Annotated in this window: 16 protein-coding genes; 7 read left to right on the forward strand and 9 right to left on the reverse strand. The window is 67.8% G+C overall.

Annotation, left to right across the window (positions count from 1 at the left end; translation table 11 throughout):
* Positions 1-26 precede the first annotated feature (26 nt).
* Entirely contained in the window at positions 27-1,301 is a 1,275-nt protein-coding gene (locus FDA38_RS00850) for an ATP-binding protein (protein ID WP_137252155.1), read from the forward strand.
* A 2-nt stretch (positions 1,302-1,303) separates the two neighbouring features.
* On the opposite strand, the gene FDA38_RS00855 is transcribed toward FDA38_RS00850, so the two are convergent.
* Positions 1,304-3,727: a hypothetical protein gene (locus tag FDA38_RS00855; RefSeq protein ID WP_202877512.1), complete on the reverse strand. Its 2,424-nt coding sequence runs from the start codon at positions 3,725-3,727 to the stop codon at positions 1,304-1,306.
* Between the two features lie 173 nt (positions 3,728-3,900).
* On the opposite strand from FDA38_RS00855, the gene FDA38_RS00860 reads away from it, so the two are divergent.
* Genes FDA38_RS00860 through FDA38_RS00870 form a run of 3 tightly spaced genes read left to right on the forward strand, consistent with a single transcriptional unit; the run spans position 3,901 to position 6,138 of the window.
* On the forward strand, positions 3,901-4,152 hold the full coding sequence (locus FDA38_RS00860) for a phosphopantetheine-binding protein (RefSeq protein WP_134105965.1): 252 nt from the start codon (positions 3,901-3,903) through the stop codon (positions 4,150-4,152).
* Positions 4,149-5,399 carry an AMP-binding protein gene (locus FDA38_RS00865; RefSeq protein ID WP_233714447.1) on the forward strand — a complete coding sequence of 417 codons (1,251 nt, stop codon included), beginning with the start codon at positions 4,149-4,151 and terminating at the stop codon, positions 5,397-5,399. The genes FDA38_RS00860 and FDA38_RS00865 overlap by 4 nt, the downstream gene beginning before the upstream one ends.
* A complete protein-coding gene (locus tag FDA38_RS00870) occupies positions 5,392-6,138 on the forward strand; it encodes an SDR family NAD(P)-dependent oxidoreductase (RefSeq protein WP_137252156.1) in 747 nt (248 codons plus the stop codon). The genes FDA38_RS00865 and FDA38_RS00870 overlap by 8 nt, the downstream gene beginning before the upstream one ends.
* Here FDA38_RS00870 and FDA38_RS00875 read toward each other — a convergent pair.
* Positions 6,102-7,595: an MFS transporter gene (locus tag FDA38_RS00875; protein ID WP_137252157.1), complete on the reverse strand. Its 1,494-nt coding sequence runs from the start codon at positions 7,593-7,595 to the stop codon at positions 6,102-6,104. The two genes, FDA38_RS00870 and FDA38_RS00875, sit on opposite strands and share 37 nt — an antisense overlap.
* Before the next feature lie 124 nt (positions 7,596-7,719).
* Here FDA38_RS00875 and FDA38_RS00880 point away from each other — a divergent pair, with 124 nt between their 5' ends.
* Complete coding sequence (locus FDA38_RS00880) at positions 7,720-8,319, forward strand: TetR/AcrR family transcriptional regulator (RefSeq protein ID WP_137252158.1); 600 nt, start codon at positions 7,720-7,722, stop codon at positions 8,317-8,319.
* Here the strand turns inward: FDA38_RS00880 and FDA38_RS00885 are convergent.
* Together FDA38_RS00885 and FDA38_RS00890 are read right to left on the reverse strand one after the other, a co-directional pair.
* Positions 8,279-8,797, reverse strand: a complete 519-nt coding sequence (locus FDA38_RS00885) for a dTDP-4-dehydrorhamnose 3,5-epimerase family protein (protein ID WP_137252159.1) — start codon at positions 8,795-8,797, stop codon at positions 8,279-8,281. The two genes, FDA38_RS00880 and FDA38_RS00885, sit on opposite strands and share 41 nt — an antisense overlap.
* Complete coding sequence (locus FDA38_RS00890; RefSeq protein ID WP_233714448.1) at positions 8,794-9,999, reverse strand: DUF2786 domain-containing protein; 1,206 nt, start codon at positions 9,997-9,999, stop codon at positions 8,794-8,796. Before FDA38_RS00890 ends, FDA38_RS00885 begins: the two co-directional genes overlap by 4 nt.
* Positions 10,000-10,153: 154 nt before the next feature.
* Between FDA38_RS00890 and FDA38_RS00895 the strand changes: the two genes are divergently transcribed.
* Positions 10,154-11,542, forward strand: coding sequence for an FAD-binding oxidoreductase (locus FDA38_RS00895; protein WP_137252161.1), 1,389 nt, complete (start codon positions 10,154-10,156; stop codon positions 11,540-11,542).
* Here the strand turns inward: FDA38_RS00895 and FDA38_RS00900 are convergent.
* The 4 genes from FDA38_RS00900 to FDA38_RS00915 form a co-directional block, all read right to left on the reverse strand.
* Entirely contained in the window at positions 11,517-12,488 is a 972-nt protein-coding gene (locus FDA38_RS00900) for a GNAT family N-acetyltransferase (protein ID WP_137252162.1), read from the reverse strand. The two genes, FDA38_RS00895 and FDA38_RS00900, sit on opposite strands and share 26 nt — an antisense overlap.
* A gap of 40 nt (positions 12,489-12,528) precedes the next feature.
* Positions 12,529-13,557 (reverse strand): alpha/beta hydrolase, encoded by a 1,029-nt coding sequence (locus FDA38_RS00905; RefSeq protein WP_137252163.1) that lies wholly within the window; start codon positions 13,555-13,557, stop codon positions 12,529-12,531.
* Between the two features lie 16 nt (positions 13,558-13,573).
* Complete coding sequence (argS, locus tag FDA38_RS00910) at positions 13,574-15,232, reverse strand: arginine--tRNA ligase (RefSeq protein WP_380091712.1); 1,659 nt, start codon at positions 15,230-15,232, stop codon at positions 13,574-13,576.
* Positions 15,233-15,349: 117 nt separating this feature from the next.
* The gene (locus FDA38_RS00915; protein WP_137252164.1) at positions 15,350-17,572 is read right to left on the reverse strand and encodes a bifunctional glycosyltransferase/CDP-glycerol:glycerophosphate glycerophosphotransferase; all 2,223 of its coding nucleotides are present in this window, start codon (positions 17,570-17,572) and stop codon (positions 15,350-15,352) included.
* Positions 17,573-17,596: 24 nt separating this feature from the next.
* Between FDA38_RS00915 and FDA38_RS00920 the strand changes: the two genes are divergently transcribed.
* Positions 17,597-18,370 carry a Fic family protein gene (locus FDA38_RS00920; protein ID WP_137252165.1) on the forward strand — a complete coding sequence of 258 codons (774 nt, stop codon included), beginning with the start codon at positions 17,597-17,599 and terminating at the stop codon, positions 18,368-18,370.
* A 265-nt stretch (positions 18,371-18,635) separates the two neighbouring features.
* Here FDA38_RS00920 and FDA38_RS00925 read toward each other — a convergent pair whose 3' ends face one another.
* Complete coding sequence (locus tag FDA38_RS00925; RefSeq protein ID WP_137252166.1) at positions 18,636-19,442, reverse strand: HAD family hydrolase; 807 nt, start codon at positions 19,440-19,442, stop codon at positions 18,636-18,638.
* Positions 19,443-19,708 lie beyond the last annotated feature (266 nt).

Genomic DNA, 19,708 nt, shown 5'->3' on the forward strand with positions numbered 1-19,708 from the left:
ACTGCTGCTAACGGTAGTCTAGCGGCATGGATGCGTACGTGGAGCGGATCGTCGACGCGGAGCTGGACGAGTTGCTCGCCGGCCTGCCGGCGGTCACGCTCGATGGCCCGAAAGGCGTGGGCAAGACGGCGACCGCGGTTCGGCGGGCGCAGACTGTCTATGCGCTTGACGACCCGGCCCGACGACTTCTGCTGGAGGCGGATCCGGATCGGCTGGATCGGGCTGAGCCGCCGGTGCTGGTCGACGAATGGCAGCTGCATCCACCGGTCTGGGACCAGGTCCGGCGTAGCGTCGATCGGGACGCGACGCCGGGCCGCTTCCTGCTGACCGGCAGCGCAAGCCCGGTCAGCGCGCCGACGCATTCCGGGGCTGGGCGGATCGTCCGCCTGCGTATGCGTCCGATGTCGCTCTCCGAGCGCGGGGTCGAGTCGCCGACCGTCAGCATCCGGAGTCTGCTGACCGGCGCGAAGGGATCTGTGGACGGTACGACGGAGGTGCAGTTGGCGCAGTACACCGAAGAGATCGTTCGGTCGGGCTTCCCCGGCATCAGGCCGCTCACCGACCGGCCCCGGCGTGCCCAGCTCGCCGGATACCTCGACCGGATCGTCGAACGAGACTTTCCCGAGCAGGGACATCTGGTACGACGTCCCGCCACCCTGCGCGCGTGGTTGGCCGCGTACGCCGCCGCCACCGCGACCACCGCGTCGTACAACGCGATCCTTGACGCCGCGACCGCAGGTGACAGCGACAAGCCGGCCAAGACGACGACCATGGCGTACCGCGATGTGCTCAGTCAGCTGTGGCTGCTCGAGCCCGTGGAGGCCTGGTTGCCGACCCGCAACCGCCTCAGCCGGCTTGGTTCGTCGCCGAAGCACCATCTGGCCGACCCGGCGCTCGCGGCGGCTCTCCTCGGGGTCGGCGTGGACGCGCTGCTCGACGATGCGACCAGGGGACATCCGCGGATCCGCGACGGCGTGCTGCTCGGACAGCTCTTCGAATCGCTGGTCACTCTCGACGTGAGGGTTTATGCCCAGGCTGCCGAAGCAGCTGTCCGTCATCTTCGGACCAGGAACGGCGACCACGAGGTGGACCTGATCGTCGAGCGCGCCGATCACCGGGTGCTGGCCATCGAGGTCAAGCTGACACCGTTCGTGACCGACGACGACGTCAAACACCTGCTGTGGTTGCGATCCGAGATCGGTGCGGATCTTCTGGATGCGATGGTGATCTGTACCGGCACGGAGGCCTATCGCCGTCGGGACGGGATTCTCGTCGTTCCGGCCGCGCTCCTCGGACCCTGAACTTACGGGCTCTTGAGCGGCGGTGTGGTTGTTTGCTGGGGCGGGAGTGGGTCGGTTGGCACGGTGTTGGTTGGCAGGCTGCCTGTGGGGAAGGGCTGGGTTGGTTGGGTCTGGCCTGGGGACTGGGGCGTGGTTGGGAAGGTGGATGTGGTTGTTGGGGAGCTTGGTGTGCCCGTGGGGAAGCTGGGGGATTGGGTCGGGCTTCCTGTTGGGGAGGGGGTTCTGGTGGGGAAGGGGGTTTCTGGGGGTGGTGGGTAGATCTGGTAGACGCGGACTGTGCCTAGTTGGAACCTGAGCTCGGTGAGCTTGTCCAGGTTCTTCGGGGGCGCGCTGACGCGGTCGTCGAGAAGCAGCCACTGGACGTCGTACTTCGTGCGTAGGGTCTCGATCAGCTGGCGGGTGGGGTTGGTGAAGACCTCGTCGTTCAGTTGGAGTTGTTCCTGATCCCAGTACGGGCCTTGGACCCCAGCGGGATAGGTGTCGTCGACGCGGGTCTGGTACGACCACCCCTGGACCAGCACGCGCCGCTCGGCGTACCCGGCGATCCAGTACGAGCCGGTCTGGCAGTGGGACGCTCGGGCCTGGTGGCAGTGCAGGTTGGTGGCGATGCGGTCGTCCGAGCCGGAGTTGCGGCGGATGAATCGCGCCGCCTCGATCCCGCCCGGTGCGATCGACTCGTACGACGTCAGCGGCGGGCTGGCGAACTTCCGGATGGACGCCACCGTCGGCGACACCGTCGTACCCACCAGCACCGCCACCGCGATGACAGCCCACGTACGCCGGGAGCCGCGCAGCACCAGCCCGAATACGCCGATGCCGATCACGGCGATCACCAGTGTGACAACGAGACCCTGCCCGAAGCAGTTGCTCGACGTACAGGACCTGTCCGACCGGTAGCGACCCCAGTAGATCGCCGCGGCGCCGATCGCGAGTGCAACCGCAGCGATCCAGAACTGACGCCGCTCCAGCGACCCAAGCCCCCACGTAGCAAGCAGTACGCCGAACACGAACCCGGTCCGTACGAAGAACAGTTGCGTGTCACCACGATCCGCCAACAGCGACGCCCCCAGCACCGCCGCAACGAACGCAGCCAGCAGGAAGACCACCATCGGATCCCGCGCCAACCGCCGCTTGATCAGCAACGCCCCGACCACCGGCATGACCCACCCGACCACAACCACCGCCGCGATGACCGGGACGGCAGATCCACCACCCATCCGATCCGCCAGGCTGTCGAACGTCGCTCCTGGATCGAACCGCACACTCGATGCGGCACCACGCAGTACGAAGAAGAACGTCAACGCGTACGCCGCTGCGACGACCACGCCAAGAACCAATGCGCGCAGATTGAGCCGGCCGGCGCGGACCGTCAGATAGATCCACGCAACCGCCAGACCGGTCGCGTAGACGGGCAGTGCGGTCGCTTTCGTCAACGCCAGCGCAGTAATGAGCACACCGGCCGCAACGTAGAGCCGAAACACCTCACCCCGCGTTTTTGCCGTACTACGTCGCAGGAGCAACGCAGTGACCGCGATCAACGGCAGCAGCAAGACTGTGGAGAACGCCTGCGGCGGATTGGTCAGCTGACCGAGCGAAAACGGCCCGTCCGCGAACACCCGATCGGACACCGCCCACGGCCACGCAACCAGATCGCCTCCGGCCACCACGAGCCCAGCAGCGATCGGCGCGGCCACTGCGCGACCCGTCAACACCATCCCGACCGCAGCCGCGCCCAGCACCGTCAGCAAGATCCACGCGAACGGCACCATCCGATGCGTCAGTACGTCGAGCGGCACGCTGGTGATCCAGTGCACGGAGGCGATGTGGTCGTACGCCGCCCAGTGGCTCGTCAGCCACCCGCCATCGGCGTACGGGACGCGCGGCGGGAAGTGGTGCGTCAGTTCACCTGCCAGCGCGAGGTTGTGCGGCGCGTCCGAGTTGGGCCGTAGCGCCTCCGACCCGTCGAGCGGAATGAGCCGCGAGCCGACGCGTACGAACCACGCGGCCGCGACACCGACCGCGACCATCGCGCCGGCCACCGACCACCACGGCGTCGGCCGCTCCGGCAGTTTGCGCGGCGGCAGCGCACGCCATACCCCGAACGCCAGCGCAGGCATCAGCAACGCCGCGAACGGCATCTTGAACAGCATCCCGATCGGGTAGACCAGCGCCTCGACGGCCAGTCCGAACGCAGTACCGAGGACGATGTCGGCCGAGAACCAGCCGACGCCACCGGTCAACCGACGCCAGAACAGCGTGCCCGGTACGACGATCACGACCAGCAGATAACCGAGGTACGCCGCGGGCATCCAGGGCGGATGTTCCTGCAGCGCGACGAACCAGGCCAGCGGCAGTACGGGCAGGCTCGCCAGGGCCGCGATCCGCTTGCTGCGTCCCGCAGTACGGCGCCTGCCCGCTCTGATCATCGCGCAAGTGTATGAGTCCGACGAGTCCCGTTCGTGGCCGGTGAGCCGTTTACCACGGTGAAGTTCGCATTTACACTCAGTAATCTCCCAGACCCCGAAGTCGCCGGGAGGTCCGGATGGTCAAACGGCTGACAGCCTGGGCAGTCCATGGTGACCCGCTAGGCTTCGGGACTATGAGTTCGGTGGCGCGGGGTCGGGTCAGGGAGATGATGGGTGAGGTGATGACGGCCCAGGGCCGGTCATTGCCGGCTGACGACACAGCGGACCTCCGCGAGATCGGGTTCCGGTCGCTGGACTTCTCCGAGCTGGCCCTCCGGGTGGAGGACGAGCTGGGCGACGAGCTGAACTTCGATGCCCCTGGGCTGCGCCGGATCGCGACGGTCGGCGACGTACTGGACTTCATCGAGCAGCTGCAGTCTGCGTGACGGCCGTGACCAGCCGCCGCCGGACCACCGCCCTGATCGGCGATGACAACACCGTCGTCGTCGCCGGTAAGCGCCTGACCTGGCGGACGCTGCACAAGCTGCCGCAACTGCCGTCACCCGCTGCAGTCCTCGTCGACAGCGGCGCCGACGCGCTCGCGGCCCTTCGTCATCACGCGGTCCACGGCACCGAGCTGCTCGTCGCCACGGAGTCCCGCGTCGACATGCGGATGCGCGAGGAGCTGGGCGAGTCCGGGTTCGCCATCGTCCTGCCCGATGGGGCAGTGACCCCAGCCAAGCTGAAGCGGGTCGAGGAATCCGGCCGCGCCTGGCTGCTCACGTCCGGCTCGACCGGTCGCCCGAAACGCATCGGCCACACGCTCGAGTCTCTGACCACGGTCACGGCCGATCAACCGCCGCGCACTTGGCTCCTTCCGTACTCTCCCGGCACGTACGCGTGGTGGCAGGTCGTCACGCTCTCGCTGACCCAGGCCGACCAGGGCCTGGTCGTGATCGAGCCGAGCGAGCTCGAGGAGTGGCCGACGATCGCCGCCGAGCACGGCGTCACCGCAGCCTCGGGTACGCCGACGTTCTGGCGGCAGGCCATCTACCGGGACGCCGACGCGCTCGCCCGCGTACCGCTGGAGCAGATCACGCTCGGCGGCGAGCCCGTCGACCAGGCGATCCTCGACCAGCTGCGCGAGATCTTCCCGAAGACGCGCATCTCCTGGATCTACGCGTCGTCCGAGGTCGGCGCCTCGATCGTGGTGCACGACGGCAAGGCCGGGTTCCCCAAGTCCTGGCTGGACCGCGAGCCCGACCCGGAGCGTCCGATGCTGACCGTCGAGGGCGACGAGCTGGTGATTCGCTCGCCGCACCACGGCGCGGGTCTGGTCGGCGCCGTACATACGGGCGACCGGATCGAGTACGACGGCGACCGCGTGCTGATCACCGGACGCCTGGACACCGACGAGATAAACGTCGGCGGATCGAAGGTGTCGGCCGGCGTGGTCCGCAGTGTCCTGATGGGTCATCCGGGTGTCGCGTGGGCGCGGGTGTTCGCGCGGAAGGCACCGTTGGTCGGCCGGATGGTCGCGGCCGAGGTCGTGCCGAACCGTGCGCTCGGCCCGATCACGGACGCCGACCTGGTGCAGTGGTGCTCGACCCGGCTGCCCGATTACGGCGTACCCCGGAGGATCAAGTTCCTCGACGAGATCCCGCAGAAGGAAACCCTGAAGAGTGATGTCTGAAGTCAGTCTTGTCCCGCCGGCCTCGGTCGTGCTGGTGTCGGGCGGCTCGCGCGGTCTCGGCCTGGCGATCGTCACCGACCTGCTCGCGGCCGGGCTCAAGGTCGCGGCGTTCGCCCGGACCGTCACGCCCGAGCTGACCGCGCTCGGCGAGAAGTACCCGGACCACCTGTACTACGGATCCGTCGACGTCAACGACGCCCAGGCAGCACAGGCCTTCGTCAAGGCAGTGGAGAGCACGCTCGGCCCGATCGATGCCTTGGTCAACAATGCGGCGATCGGCCAGGACTCGCTGCACGTCCACACCTCGGCCGAACACCTGGCCGAGATCATCCAGACCAACCTGACCTCGCCGTTGATCCTGACCCGCTTCGTCCTGCGCCGGATGCTCGCGAAAGGGCTGAAGGGCCGGATCGTCAACATCACCTCGATCTGCGCGCAGCGCGGCTATCCCGGCCTGGTCGCGTACTCGGCCACCAAGGGCGGCATGGACGCGGCCACCCGCTCACTCGCTCGTGAGCTCGGTGGCCGCATCCTCGCCAACTCGGTCGCGCCGGGTTTCTTCGCCTCGGAGATGTCCGCGGTCCTAGGTCAGACCCAGCTCGACCAGATCGTTCGCCGTACTCCGACAGGCCACCTGACCGAGCCGGAGGACGTGCTCCCGGTCGTTCGCATGCTCCTGCTGGAGAACACGAACCTCAACGGTCAGGTGCTCGTCGTGGACGGCGCCGCCTCCATCTGAGCCAGGCTCTCGACGGGCTCCGGTTCGCGCCGGAACCAGGTCCACGGACGGACACTGATCACGATCATGGCCAGCGTCAGCCCGGCGTATACGAGCGCGCCGATGAACGCCGCGTGGACCCCATCGACCAGGACCTGACGCGGTACGACGGAGGTCGAGTTGCGGCTCGCCGTACCGAAGATCGTGACCAGGATGCCCAGGCCCAGTGCGCCGCCGACCTGCTGGACCACGTTCAGCATGCCGGACGCGGCGCCCGAGTCCTCCGGTGCGACACCGGAGATGGCCCGGCCGACCAGCGGGATGAAGATCATTCCGGCGCCACCGCCGAACAGCAGCAGCGGACCGACCACGTCGTGCAGGTACGTGCTGTGCGCGTCCAGCCGGGTCAGCCACACCGTGCCCAGTGCGACCAGCGTCGAGCCGGACAGCATCAGCTTCGCGCCGTCGATCCGGGCGACCAGCCGCGGTACGACGCGCGACGCGGTGAACAGCAGACCGGTCATCGGCAGGAAGGCCAGACCGGCAGCCAGCGGGCTGAGCGCGAGCACACCCTGCAGGTACTGGGTCAGGAAGAAGAACATCCCGAACATGGTCCCGACGACGAGCAGCATGGTCAGGTACGACGTCGACCGGGCGGCGGACTTGAACAGCCGCAGCGGCACGATCGGGTGACTGACCCGGCGCTCGATCAGCACGAACGAGACCAGCAGCACCACACCGACAGCGAACGCGGCCAGTACTTCGGCCGACGTCCAGCCGGCCTCGGCGACCCGGATGAACCCGTAGACCAGCGACGTGATGCCGAGCGTCGAGGTGAGCGCACCGGCCACGTCGAACCGGCCGGTCTCCGGCTCGGTCTCGGTCAGTACCCGTCGTGCGGCGAAGACCAGTGCGATACCGATCGGGACGTTGACGAACAGGCCCCAACGCCAGGAAGCCCATTCGGTCAGCATGCCCCCGAGCACCAGGCCGACGCTGCCGCCACCGGACGACACCAGGCTGTAGTAGCCGAGCGCCTTCATCCGCTCCGGACCTTCGCGGTACGTGAGCATGAGCAGCGTCAGCGCAGCTGGAGCGGCGATGGCGCCGCCGATGCCCTGCAGTACGCGGGCGGCGAGCAGGAGCTCCGCGTTCGGGGCGAGACCGCCGAGCAGCGAGGCGAGCGTGAAGACACTGATACCGGTGATGAACACCCGGCGACGGCCGAGCAGGTCACCGGCGCGGGCGCCGAGCAACAGCAGGCCGCCGAACGCGAGTGCATAGGCGTTCTGCACCCACGACAGGCTGGAGGGGCTGAAGTGCAGGGCCTGCTGGATGTGCGGCATCGCGATGTTCACCACGGTGCCGTCGAGGATCACCATCAGCTGGGTGACCAGGATGACTGCGAGAACTACCCCCGGCCGCCGAGCGGGCGTGCCGGATCTGGCGCCGGCCGGCGCCGCGGCTGTTGCCGACATATTGCTCCTTACCCCGGAGGGGTTACAGTTGTGAGAGGAAAGCGGAGCGCTCCTCCGGATACGATACGGAGGCATCCTCCGCTTTGCAAGCGATATTCTGAGCGGACCCGTGCGAGGAGGCTGGATGGCGCCGCAACCCCTGCCGTGTACGCGGCCGTCCCGTGCGGACGCGGCCCGGAACTACGACCGCCTGGTGACGGCCGCCCGGGAGACCTTCGCCGAGCACGGCACCGATACCTCGCTGGAGGAGATCGCCCGCCGCGCCGGAGTCGGCATCGGCACGCTGTACCGCCGGTTCCCGAGCCGGACCGCGCTGCTCGAGGCGGTCTACGTCGAGGAGATCCAGTCGGTCTGCGACCGGGCGTACGAGTTCGACCGGGAGCTGGAGCCGTTCGACGCGCTGGCCGCCTGGCTGCGTAGCTTCCTCGGGTACGGGCTGTCGAAGGGCACGCTGGCCGGCGAGCTGACGGTTGCTCTGGGCAAAGATTCGCCGTTCTTCAAGGCCTGCAAGGTCAACGTGCAGGACGCCGGGAAACTCCTGCTGGACAAGGCGAAGGCGGCCGGTGAGGTGCGGCAGGAGCTCGACCTGGCGGACGTGATGCGGCTGGTCGGCGGCATCAACATGGGTCGCGACATCGAGCCTGAGCAGGCGAACCGCCTGCTCGACATCGTGCTGTGTGGCCTCAGGCCCGCTGCCGCCTCAGCTGCTCCAGCGAAGGGTTAGTGGCGTCCCGCTCGGTGTAGCTGAGCTCCTGGATCGGCCACTCGATCGCCAACTCCGGATCGAAGAGGTCGACGGCCACCCGCTCCGGCGACCAGTGCTCGTTCACCAGGAAGTTGTACGTCGTGTGCGGCGTCAACGTGCAGAACGAGTTCCCGACGTCCCGCGGCACGAACAACGCGTCTGAAGTACCGAGCTCAAAAGTCTCCACCTGACCGAACGTCGCGTTGTCCCGCAGGTCGACGATCGCCGCGAACACCCGGCCGGACGACGGCGACAGGTACTTGTCCCACGGCTCCGCATGGATGCCCCGGACGATCCCCGCCTCGGCGAAGTACGCGACGTTGTGCTGTACGACGTCCATCCCGAGCGCGGCGAGCTTCTCGCGGTGGAAGTTCTCCTTGAACCAGCCGTCGTCGTTGGGCTTCACCTCCAGCCCGATCCGCAGTACTCCGGGGATCGTCGTCTGCTCGACCTTCACCGGCGCACCTGCCGGCGGCCCTCGAGCTGAGCCTGGTCAGCCGCTGTCAGACCCGCGTGCCAGCCGGCGCCGTTGGTGATGCGCGTCCGCCGGGTCGTCGTGTTCGGGAACAGCTGCGCGAACAACGCGTCCACCTGCTCCTCCCGCTTCGCCAGCACCGGCAGCAGCCGGCCCGCATCCGCTTCGGGTACGGCGGCCTGGGTCGCCGCGGCAGTCTGCTCTAACCGCTCGCCGATCCGCAGCGCATAGGCCATCAGGAACGACTGCCGGAACGACCGCGTCCTGGACTCACCCCGATGGCCGATGTGCTTGCCAGCGGCAATCATCGCGCGGTTCGCCTGCACCAGCAGCGACGTACTGAGGATCTCGGTGTGCTGCAGATCCACCTCAGCGCCGACGATGGTGACCACCGCCAGCTCGTCGATCACGACCGTCCGGCACCGGTTCGCCGACGCGACCGCTCCGACCAGTTGCGCCTTGGCCGAGACGTACGGCGTCTCGACCCAGAGCCGCCGCCCCGCGGAGTCATCCGGGATCTCCACGTCCGCCTCGACCAGCGCACTGTCCAGCGAGAACTTCGCCATCAGCTCCTGCGCCTTCCCCGACAGCGCCTCCGCCTCCTCCGGGAACTCGGTCGCCTCCGCCTTCGCCAGCAGTCCACGGATCCGCGCCAGCATCTTCCCGTTCGCCGGTACGACGTGATGCTCTCGCCGGACCGTCGTACCAGGAAGCGGAAAGAGGCGAGCCAGGACCGGGAGCGTCTGCAGGAATCCGGCCAGGGAGAGGGCGTGATGCAAGGTGAGGTAGCGGCCCACCCGTGCACCGGCGGCCCACGCGGTCAGGCTCGGCTTGGTGAAGGGCTGCGGCACGCCGAGGTCAGTCAGTTGTTCGAGCCAGCGGGAGTCGATCGTCGAAGCCTTGTAGCCCACGTGTTCAGCGGAGATCGCGGTCAGCAGCAGCGGCTCGACGCCGGCGTCCAGAGTGCGGCGGCCGTGCTGGACGACGTCGGCAGGCGCCCAGCCGCGCTCCCACGTGGTGCGCAGCAGACCGGTCAGGAACGCCTGCACGCAACGATCCACCTGCGCCTGGTCGCGCTCGTCGTACGCACCCAGGCGGGCCAGGTGTTCGTCGGCGCGATCGTCGCGCACCGCCACAGCAGCAGCCGTGATCGGTAACAATCGCAGGATTTCCTCGTCACTCACGTCGTCGAGTCTGACACTCACCGAAGTTCCTGCCCAAACGGGAATCGTTCCCCTTGTGGACAAACCCCGTGACTCTGCAGGCTGCCCGAAAGGACGCTGACGCAGCGGAGCCGGGCACCTAGCCTGGCGGCAACACATCGGGGAGGGGACTGTAATGACGCAGACTGTGGGGGAACTGCGCGCGGCGGTGAGCGGAGCCGTGTTCGCACCGGAAGATGACGGGTACGACACGGCGCGCCGGCTGTGGAACGCGGAGCACGTCCGGGAGCCGGCGCTGATCGCCCAGGTTCATTCGGCCGAGGACGTGCAGGCAGCCGTTCGGTACGCGGTGGCCGAGGGGCTGGAGATCGCCGTACGCGGCGGTGGGCACAGCATTGCCGGACTGTCGTCGGTCGACGGCGGGCTGATGATCGACCTGAGCCAGCTGAACCAGGTCACGGTCGATCCCGAGGCGCGGCGTGCTCGCGTCGGCGGCGGTGCGCTGCTGCGGGATCTGGATGCTGCCACGCAGGAGCACGGCCTCGCCGTACCGGCCGGGCTGATCGGTCACACCGGAGTCGGCGGGCTCACGCTCGGCGGCGGCATGGGCTGGCTGACCCGGATGCACGGGCTCACCATCGACAACCTGGAGTCGGTCCAGCTGGTCACCGCGGACGGCAGCATCGTGCGCGCCGCGGAGGACGAGAACGCCGACCTGTTCTGGGCTGTGCGCGGTGGCGGCGGCAACTTCGGCGTGGTCACCGAGTTCGAGTTCCGGCTGCACGTGGCCGGGCCGATCGTGAACTTCGGCCTGGCGTTCTGGGGGCAGGACCAGGGCGCGGAGCTGCTCCGGGCGGCCCGCGAGGTGATTCCGACGCTGCCGCGTGAGGTCAACGTGGTGATCGCCGCGCTGAACGCGCCGCCGGCGCCGTTCGTCCCGGAGGAGCACCACTTCAAGCCAGGGTTCGCTCTGGTGGTCGTCGGCTTCGGATCGCCCGAACAGCACGCGGAGGCAGTCGCTCGGCTGCAGTCGATACCGCCGCTGTTCCAGATCGTCACGCCGATGCCGTACGTCGCCGTACAGCAGCTGCTCGACGAGGCGAACGGCCCGGGCATGTACCACTACGAGAAGGGCGCGTACCTCGAGACACTGTCCGACGGGGCGATCGACGTCTACACGTCACAACAGCTGAACAAGACGTCGCCGATGTCGGCCGCCATGATCTACCACCTCGACCAGGGCTACCTCGAGACCGCGGACGACGCCACCGCGTTCGGCGGGCAGCGGACCGAGCGCTATGCGATGTTCGTCATCGCAACCGCGCCGGTTCCGGAAGCCCTGGAGCCGGAGCGTGCCTGGGTCCGAGGGTTCTGGGACGCCATCCAGCCGTATGCGATCAACATCGGCAGCTACGTGAACGGTATGGCCGAGCCGGACGCGGCCCGGATCCAGGCGTCGTACGGCGACAAGTACGCCCGGCTGGTCGAGCTCAAGCGGAAGTACGACCCGGACAACGTGTTCCGCCGGAACCAGAACATCAATCCAGCGGCAACTGGTAGCTGATGAACTTCTTGTGAGTGACGAAGCCGAGGCCCTCGTACAGGCCGAGGGCTCCGGTGGGGTTGTCGGCGTCGACGCCGAGCGCAGCCCGCTGGTATCCGGCCTCCGCGGCCTTGGCGAGCACCTTCGCCAGGGCCGCGCGGGCCAGTCCACGGCCACGGTAGGCACGACGGGTGCCGACCTGGCCGATGTACAGCTCGCGGACCCCGGTCACCTCGGTGTCGGCTTCCCACTCGTAGCCGTTGACGTACGCCGCGACGGTGTCGCCGTCGAGAACGCAGTACGACTGCGCGCCGCGGAACGCCCGTGATCCGACGTTCCGGGCTCGCCACGCGTCCGTGGTGGGCGGCGTCCAGCCCCAGTGGTCGGAGAAGGCCTCGAAGTGGGCCAGCCGCAGCGCCTCCTCGTACGACGTGTCGTACGCCCTGAGCCGCAGCCCGTCCGGCACCGGCGCGGGCGGTACCGGCTGGTCCAGCGGCCGGCGCATGTCGAAGAAGTAGCGCGCCTCCTCGAACCCGAGGTTGCGCAGCAGTCGGTCCGCCCCGGCATTGGTGCTGCTTGCACCCGCGCCGACCAGACCGGGGTACTCCGGATGGGCGGTCGTGTGCAGCTCGCCGGCGCGCTGGATCAGCCAGCGCATCAGCGTCGTGCCGAGGCCCTTCCGGCGCCACTCCGGGTCGATGGTGCCCTCGGTGTTGACCCGGTCCACGTCGACGACGTTGGCCCTGACGTGTGCGATGCCGTAGCCGATCATCCGGTCGCCGGACCACAGGCCGATGGTGTCCTTGGCCAGATCCAGGTGCGGCAGCTCCAGCTCCTCGGCGAGGTCCTCGGCGCCGAAGTTCTCGCCGTCCTCGTCTGCCCTCTCCTTGGCGGCCATCAGCTCCGCCCACGCCTCCACGTCACCCTTGTCGATCGGGCGCGCCTGGATCCCCTCCGGCCAGTTCATGGGACGAAGGTACGGCGTCCATGGTGCCAAGGCACGTCAATTAGCTCAGCTGTTCGGCGAGCCATCGCACTGCCATCGGATAGCGGTACTCGATGCCGCCGTGGGTGCCCTCGAACAGCTCGAAGTGCATCCGCCCGTCCGGCAGACCAGCCTGCTGCGCGGCCCGGTGGAACGCGGTCGCGCCCAGGTCGAGGTAGTACTCGTCCTGCTTGCCCGCGTCGATCCACACCGCCCGCAGTGAGAGCAGCGCCTCGGCGTACTGCGGTTCCTTGACCATCTCCACCGGGTCCCGCGACAGCCAGCGCGCCCAGACCTCTGGGACGATCGAGCCCAGGTCGTCGAACGGCAGCAGTACGGTGCCGTCGGGCTCAGCGGAGTACGCCGACGCGTAGCCGTACATCTCCAGCAGATGCAGGTCCTCGTTCGTCGTACGACCGGTCCGGGTGGCCAGCGCCTCGAAGTACTTCTCGTAGCTGCCGTCGTACTTGTCCCGCAGCGTCCGCGCGCGCTCCGGGAACTCCGGCCGGTAGCAGACGTCGAAGAGCGCGTCACCGGCGTGGGTAGCGAGTGCGCCGAACACATCCGGCCGCAGCAACGGCATCACCATCGCCGTGTACCCGCCACTCGATTTGCCGGTCACAGCGCGGTGATCGCGGTCGGGAATGGTCCGGTACGTCGCGTCGATCCACGGCACGATCTCGTCGCACAGGTACGACTGGTACTGCCCGGTGCCGGGCGAGTCGAGACACTGGCTGCCGCCGTACTTCGTCCAGGAGTCGACGAACACCACTACTGCCCGCGGCACGGTCTCGTCCGAGAACATCGCGTCCAGGAGCTCCGGGTACGGCTGGCGGAACGGAGTCCGGTTGAACCACATCCCGACGTGACCGGTGTACCCCATCGTCACGTAGATCGACGGGTAGCGGTCCTCCGAGTCGTCGTACCCCGGCGGCAGGTAGACCAGCACCGGACGCTCGTGCGGATCGCCGAGTGGGTTGCCACGGAGCAGTTCGCTGGTGAACGTCAGTTGGTCCAAGCGTCCGTTGAGTTCGGCCGACCAGGGCAGCATCCGTACCTCCGATGAGTCACATCGCGTCAGGGGCCTCGATACCGAGCAGGCCGAGTCCATCCTGCAACACGTTGCGGGTTGCGGTGCAGAGGGCGATCCGGCTTGCTCTGGTCGCGCCCTCGCTGCCGAGAACCGGGCACTGCTCGTAGAAGGTGGAGAGGGCGGACGCGACGTCGTACAGATAGGTGCAGAGCCGGTGCGGCTGGAGGGTCTCGGCGACCTGTGCGACGGCGGCGGCGAAGCCGGTGAGGAGGAGGGCCAGCCGCTGCTCGGCCGGGTCCTTGAGCTCGGTGACCTCTGTTGACGCGTCTGCCTTGGACAGGAGTCTGGTCAGCCGCGCGTGCGCGTACTGCAGGTACGGTCCGGTGTTGCCGGTCATCGCGACCATCCGGTCCAGGTCGAAGACGTAGTCATTGCCCCGGTCGCTCGACAAGTCGGCGTACTTGACCGCGCCGATCCCGACTGCCCGCGCGGTAGCTTCCCCGCTGACGCTCGCTTTTGCTATAGCACTCTCCAGTAGGTCGACGAGCTTGACCGTCCCGCCTTCTCTTGTTTTGAAGGGCTTTCCGTTCGGCCCGAGCACCGTTCCGAACGACACGTGCTCGGCCGGTACGTCGGCCGGCAGCCATCCCGCGGTCCGCGCCAGGGTGAAGATCATGTCGAAGTGCAGTGCCTGCCGGTGGTCCACGACGTAGACGATCCGGTCGGCGTGGAGAGTGCTGACCCGGTGTCGTACTGCGGCCAGGTCTGTTGCGCTGTAGCCGAAGCCGCCGTCGGACTTCCGGACGATCACCGGGAGCGGACTGCCGTCGCGGCCGAGGAATCCGGGCAGGAAAGCGCACATTGCACCCTCGGACTCGGTCAGGAGGCCTTGCCCATCCAGCTCGGCCACTACCTGTGGCAGGTCGTCGTTGTAGGCGCTTTCGCCCACCACGTCTGCTCTGGCGAGTTTCGAGCCGAGCAGGGCGTAGACCTTGTCGAAGTCGTCCAGCGAGACGTCGACCATGTGTTGCCAACTCGCCCGCGTCTCCGGATCGCCGGACTGCAGTTTGACGACCCTTAGTCTGGCCTTGTCGGCGAAGTTGCTATCAGCATCGAAATGCTTCCGGCTCCGCTCGTACAGGTGCTGCAATCCCTCCAGATCAAGGGATTCCGCCGTACCGCCCTCCTCGAGCAGCTGCTCGATCATCATCCCGTACTGCGTGCCCCAGTCGCCGACATGGTTCTGCCGGATCACGTCGTACCCGACGTACTGCAGCACGTTGCACAACGCGTCGCCGATCACCGTCGACCGGAGATGGCCGACGTGCATCTGCTTTGCGACGTTCGGCTGCGAGTAGTCGACGACGACCCGTTGGCCGTTGCTGGCAAAGGTTTCCGGCTCGTTGACTGCCTTGGCGAGTGTCGCCGGCAGCAGTGTCAGATTGATGAACCCCGGGCCGGCGATGGACGGCTGCTCGCAGAGGTCGTCTATGTGGAGTTCTGCGATCAGGCGCGCGGCGACCTCCCGCGGCGGCAGGCCTTGGGCGTTGCCGATTCTGAGCGCGAGATTGCTCTGGTAGTGGCCGAACTCGGGCTTGGTCGCCGCCCGCAGCTCCGGGTCGTACGGCGTACCGAACGCAGCCTCGGCGGCAGCGGACAATCTGGAGGCAAGGACAGGCAGAACTGCGGACATAACGGGGTCCTTCGAAAAGACGCGACTGGAACAGGCTGGGGTGTTCAGACAGTGCGTCGTCGTCGCAGGCTGAAGCTCACGCGCGCGGCGTGGATGGGCTTCAGGCTGATCGACATGTCAGCCATTATGCACGAAGTACGCCGACGGTGCCGGTGACCGATCCGCCAACGGCACGACCGCCGGTACCTCGGTCTCGCCCAGGAAGACCCGCCGTACGACGCGCTCCGCCGCCTGGCCGTCGTCGAACTCGCAGAACTTCTCCCGGTAGAGGTGCCGGTGCTTGGCCGCCTCCGGCGTCGCGAACGTGCCGTTCCGCAACGCGGCGAACAGCTCGTCGGACGACCGCGCCACGACGCCGGGCGGGAAGTCGGTGACGTCGAAATACGTGCCGCGCCGGCCGTTGTAGAAACCTTGGTCCTCGACGTGCAGCATGATCGGCCGATCGAGGTTGGCGTAGTCGAACGTGATCGACGAGTAGTCCGAGATCAGTACGTCGGCCGCCAGCATCAGGTCCTCGACCCGCGGGTGCCGGGACACGTCCTGGACCTTGCCGGAGTGCGATTCCGGTGCCTTCGACAACGAGTAGTGCGTCCGCACCAGCACCCGGCCGTGATCGCCGGCCGCGTTCGCCAGTTGGTCCAGGTCGAGCCGGATACCGGTGCCGCCGAGATCCATCACGCCCGTCGGCATGCGGACCGAGTCGACGCCGTCGCGGAACGTCGGCGCGTACAGGATGACCAGGTGCGAGTCGTCGTACCCGAGACTCGCCCGGATCGCGCGGACCTCGTCGAGGGTCGCGGTGAGCAGCCGGTCGTTGCGCGGGTAGCCGTACTCGAGCTCCTCGAAGTACGCCGGGTAGGTGCGCTCCCAGATCTCCGAGGAGTAGCGGTTCGAGGAGAGGTTGAAGTCCCAGCGGTCGACCTCGCGCATCAGCTCCTCGAGGTCGAGGCCCTTGCCGGCCTGCGGGAAGTTGCGCAGATCGGTGCCCATGGTCTTGAGCGGCGTACCGTGCTGGGTCTGCAGGTGGATCTGGCCCTCGCGCTTCTCCAGCTCCTTCGGCCAGTTCATGTTGCTGACGAAGTACGTCGCCTTGCTGAGCAGCTTGTCGTACGCCGGGGAGTCCGCGACGACGTACTCGACGCCTTCCGGGATCGCGCTCAGGTGATCGTTGTCGACGACCCAGACCCCGCGGATGTGCGGCGCGAGCTCGGCCGCCTTCTCGTAGATCGCCCGCGGGTTGCAGGCGTACTGCTTGAACCAGTACGCCGTGTACGCGGCCAGGTTCGGGTCGAGCTTGCCGCGGCGCAGCATCTTGCGGACCGTCTGGCGCGGACTCTGGCCGTGCAGCATCCGTGAGCTGAGCTTCAGGGTCGAATAGGTCGCATAGTCGTCATGGATCAGCAGCCAGCGTTTGAAGCCACGCGCCGTCCGGTCCGCCGTGTAGCCCTCGGGCTTCCAGCGCTTCGCGAACGCATGGGCCGCGTGGAAGAACTCGGCCCGGTCGTCGGTGTCGATCCGCTCGGGCTTCGCGAGTACGGCGACGATGTGGTCCAGCGACCGGTCGAACGCGAACCGGCGCCAGCCGGCCAGCTCCGGGTCGGACTGGATGAACGCGTGCACCCGGTCGTACTGGTCGAAGATGTCCCACTGCCGGCGTCCGCTGGTCGCGTGGATGTTGCCGCCGGTCCGGTGCTGCCGGTAGTGCACGACGATCCGGTCCAGGGTGGCGATCCGCTGGGCGGTCAGCATCGTCGAGTACGTCCAGGGCGCGTCCTCGTAGAAGCCGGAGGTGAACGCGAAGCCGTGCCGGGTGAGGAACTCCCGCTGGTACGCCTTGTTCCAGACCACCTCGAGGAAGGTCAGGAAGATCGGCCGCTCGGCCGCGGTGAACACGCCGGCGCCCTCCCGCGCGAACGCGTCGTGTCGCTGGCTGCCGACCGCGCGGCCGTCCCAGAAGATCCGCTCGTAGTCGAACATCACGATGTCCGGCTGGTTGGTGTCGTCGATCCGGGTGGCGATCGCCTCCAGCGAACCGGGCAGCCAGACGTCGTCGGCGTCCAGGAACAGCACGTACTCGCCGCGGCACTCCTTCAGCCCGGCGTTCCGGGTCAGGCCGAGCCCGATGTTCTCGTCCAGGTGCAGCGCCCGCACCCGCGGATCGGCGGCGGCGTACTCGTCCAGAATCCGCCCGGACCCGTCCGGATCCGCGTCGTCGACCCCGATCACCTCGAAGTCGGTGAACGACTGACTCAGCACAGAGTCCAAGCACGGCCGCAACCATGCCCGCGAGGCATGACAGGGAACCACAATGCTGAACCTGGGGACGGTGCCGAGCGCCATACGACGTCATCCTAGGCTGCGGGCATGAGTGTTGACGTGTTCGAGCCGTTGGCCGGGCTGGAGGGGGTCGGGTCGGCGGCGCGGGCGGCCCGGGATGCGGTTGACGTGCTGCTGCGGGACCGGGGGTTGCGCCGGGTCGGGTCGGACATGACCGCCGAGGCCCTGTTGCGCGGCGCCCACGCGTCCGCGGCGCTGGCCGGCAGTACGTCGACGCCGGACGACGTACGCCGTGGCGCAGCCGACGGACTGGCCTCCGGTGCGGTCCGGATCACCAGCGAGCTGATGGCGCTCGCGCCGCAGCTGGACAAGGCGCCGGTGCAGGTCTGGACCAGACTGCACCAGTTGGCCGCCGCCGACCTGAGCGGTGAGGACCAGTTGGGTCATCTTCGGACCAGTCGGGAGCCGGTGCCCGACGACATCCCGGGACTGCCGCCGGCGCCGGGCGCCGACGAGATGTGGGAGCGGTTGAGCGCTCTCGCGCAGAACCTGACCCGCCCGACCAAGGCGCCCGGCCTGGTCGTGGCTGCGATCGTGCACGCCGAGCTCGCCGTCCTCCGCCCGTTCCCGAGCGCCAACGGGCTGGTTGCCCGGGCCGCCGAACACTGCCTATTGGTTGCCCGAGGCATCGACCCGGTAGCGGTGACCGTACCGGAGGGTGGTCACTATGTGTTGCAGGCTTCCTATCCGAGCGGTCTCACCGACTACGCAGTGCAAGGTTTGACCGGAGTTCGTGATTGGTTACTGCGGTCCTGCGAGGTCGTGACAAAAGGTGCCGAGCTGTCGCCGCTCGTGTCCTGACATGCGAACGGCGTTCTCGAGTGAGAACGCCGTCGCTGGCACAACCTCCTGGTTACCATGCGTGCACCGGTTTGCCGCCACAGGACTGGCCTGGGTCGAGCTGCCCGTTTGGGATGGGCTGGTCGCCGCGTGGGTGCCTGGTTGCCGTGCAATCTCTACCGGACCCGAAAGTCCTTTGTGCTTCCTTTGTACTCCTGAAACCCCTTTCTGGGAAGGGGATACGGCGGCTTCATGGAGTTGAGAACAATGAAGCTATCTTCAGCTTTCAAGCACTCCGCGAGCGCCGGCGGGAGGCCAGCAACAGCGCCCCGGCAGCAACGGCCGCGACCACGCCGGCGGCTACGGCGGGTCGTCGTACGCCGTTGCGGTGCGGCTGTTGCGGTTCCGCGAAGTCCAGCACCGGCCAGCCGCGCTCGACCGCGATCCGGCGCAATGCCTTGTCCGGGTTGACCGCGAACGGGTGCCCGACCGCGGCCAGCAAGGGCTCGTCGGTGATCGAATCCGAGTAACCGTAGGAGGTCGCGAGGTCGTAACCCTCGGCAGCGGCCAGCGCCTCGATCGCGGTCACCTTGTTCGGACCGTACGCATATTCGGCGATCTCGCCGGTGTACTTGCCGTCGGCAACTACCATCCGGGTGGCGATCACCTTGTCGGCGCCGAGCATCGCACCGATCGGTTCGACCACCTCGGCGCCGGACGACGACACGATCACCACGTCCCGGCCGGCCGCGTGGTGCTGCGCGATCAGCTCGACGGCCTCGGTGTGGATCATCGGCCGGACGATGTGTTCCAGGGTGTCGGCGACGATCGCCTTGACGGTCGCGACGTCCCAGCCGGTGCACATCGCCGAGATGTACTCGCGCATCCGCTCCATCTGGTCGTGGTCGGCGCCGCCGAGCAGATAGACGAATTGCGCGTACGCGCTACGCAGTACGGTCCGGCGGTTGATCAGGCCGCCGGCGTAGAACGGGCGGGAGAACGCGAGCGTGCTGGAGCGGGCCAGAATGGTCTTGTCCAGATCGAAGAAAGCGGCTGAACGAGCCGTCCCGGGGTGCGCCATGGGACCGAGCATAGGAGCCGGGGAGAAACGCCGAGGGACCCGGGCTTTTGCCTGGGCCGGTATCCAGTTAGACTGATGATCAGTGTGACAGTGACACTGGCTGGAAGCGCCCGTCCGGGTGCAACCGGCGCTCGGGCAACAGGCATTCGGTTGAAATCGAATCGAGATGTGTGAAGCCTGGTCTTGGGGGGTACATACCCCCTGACAGTGGCAGACTGTCGCCTCCTGAACGGCCCCCGGCTCCTCCCCCCGAGCCCGTGGCCGAAGACGGCCCCCGG

Origin of the sequence: Kribbella jiaozuonensis (assembly GCF_005233875.1) — a bacterium.
Classification (GTDB): domain Bacteria; phylum Actinomycetota; class Actinomycetes; order Propionibacteriales; family Kribbellaceae; genus Kribbella; species Kribbella jiaozuonensis.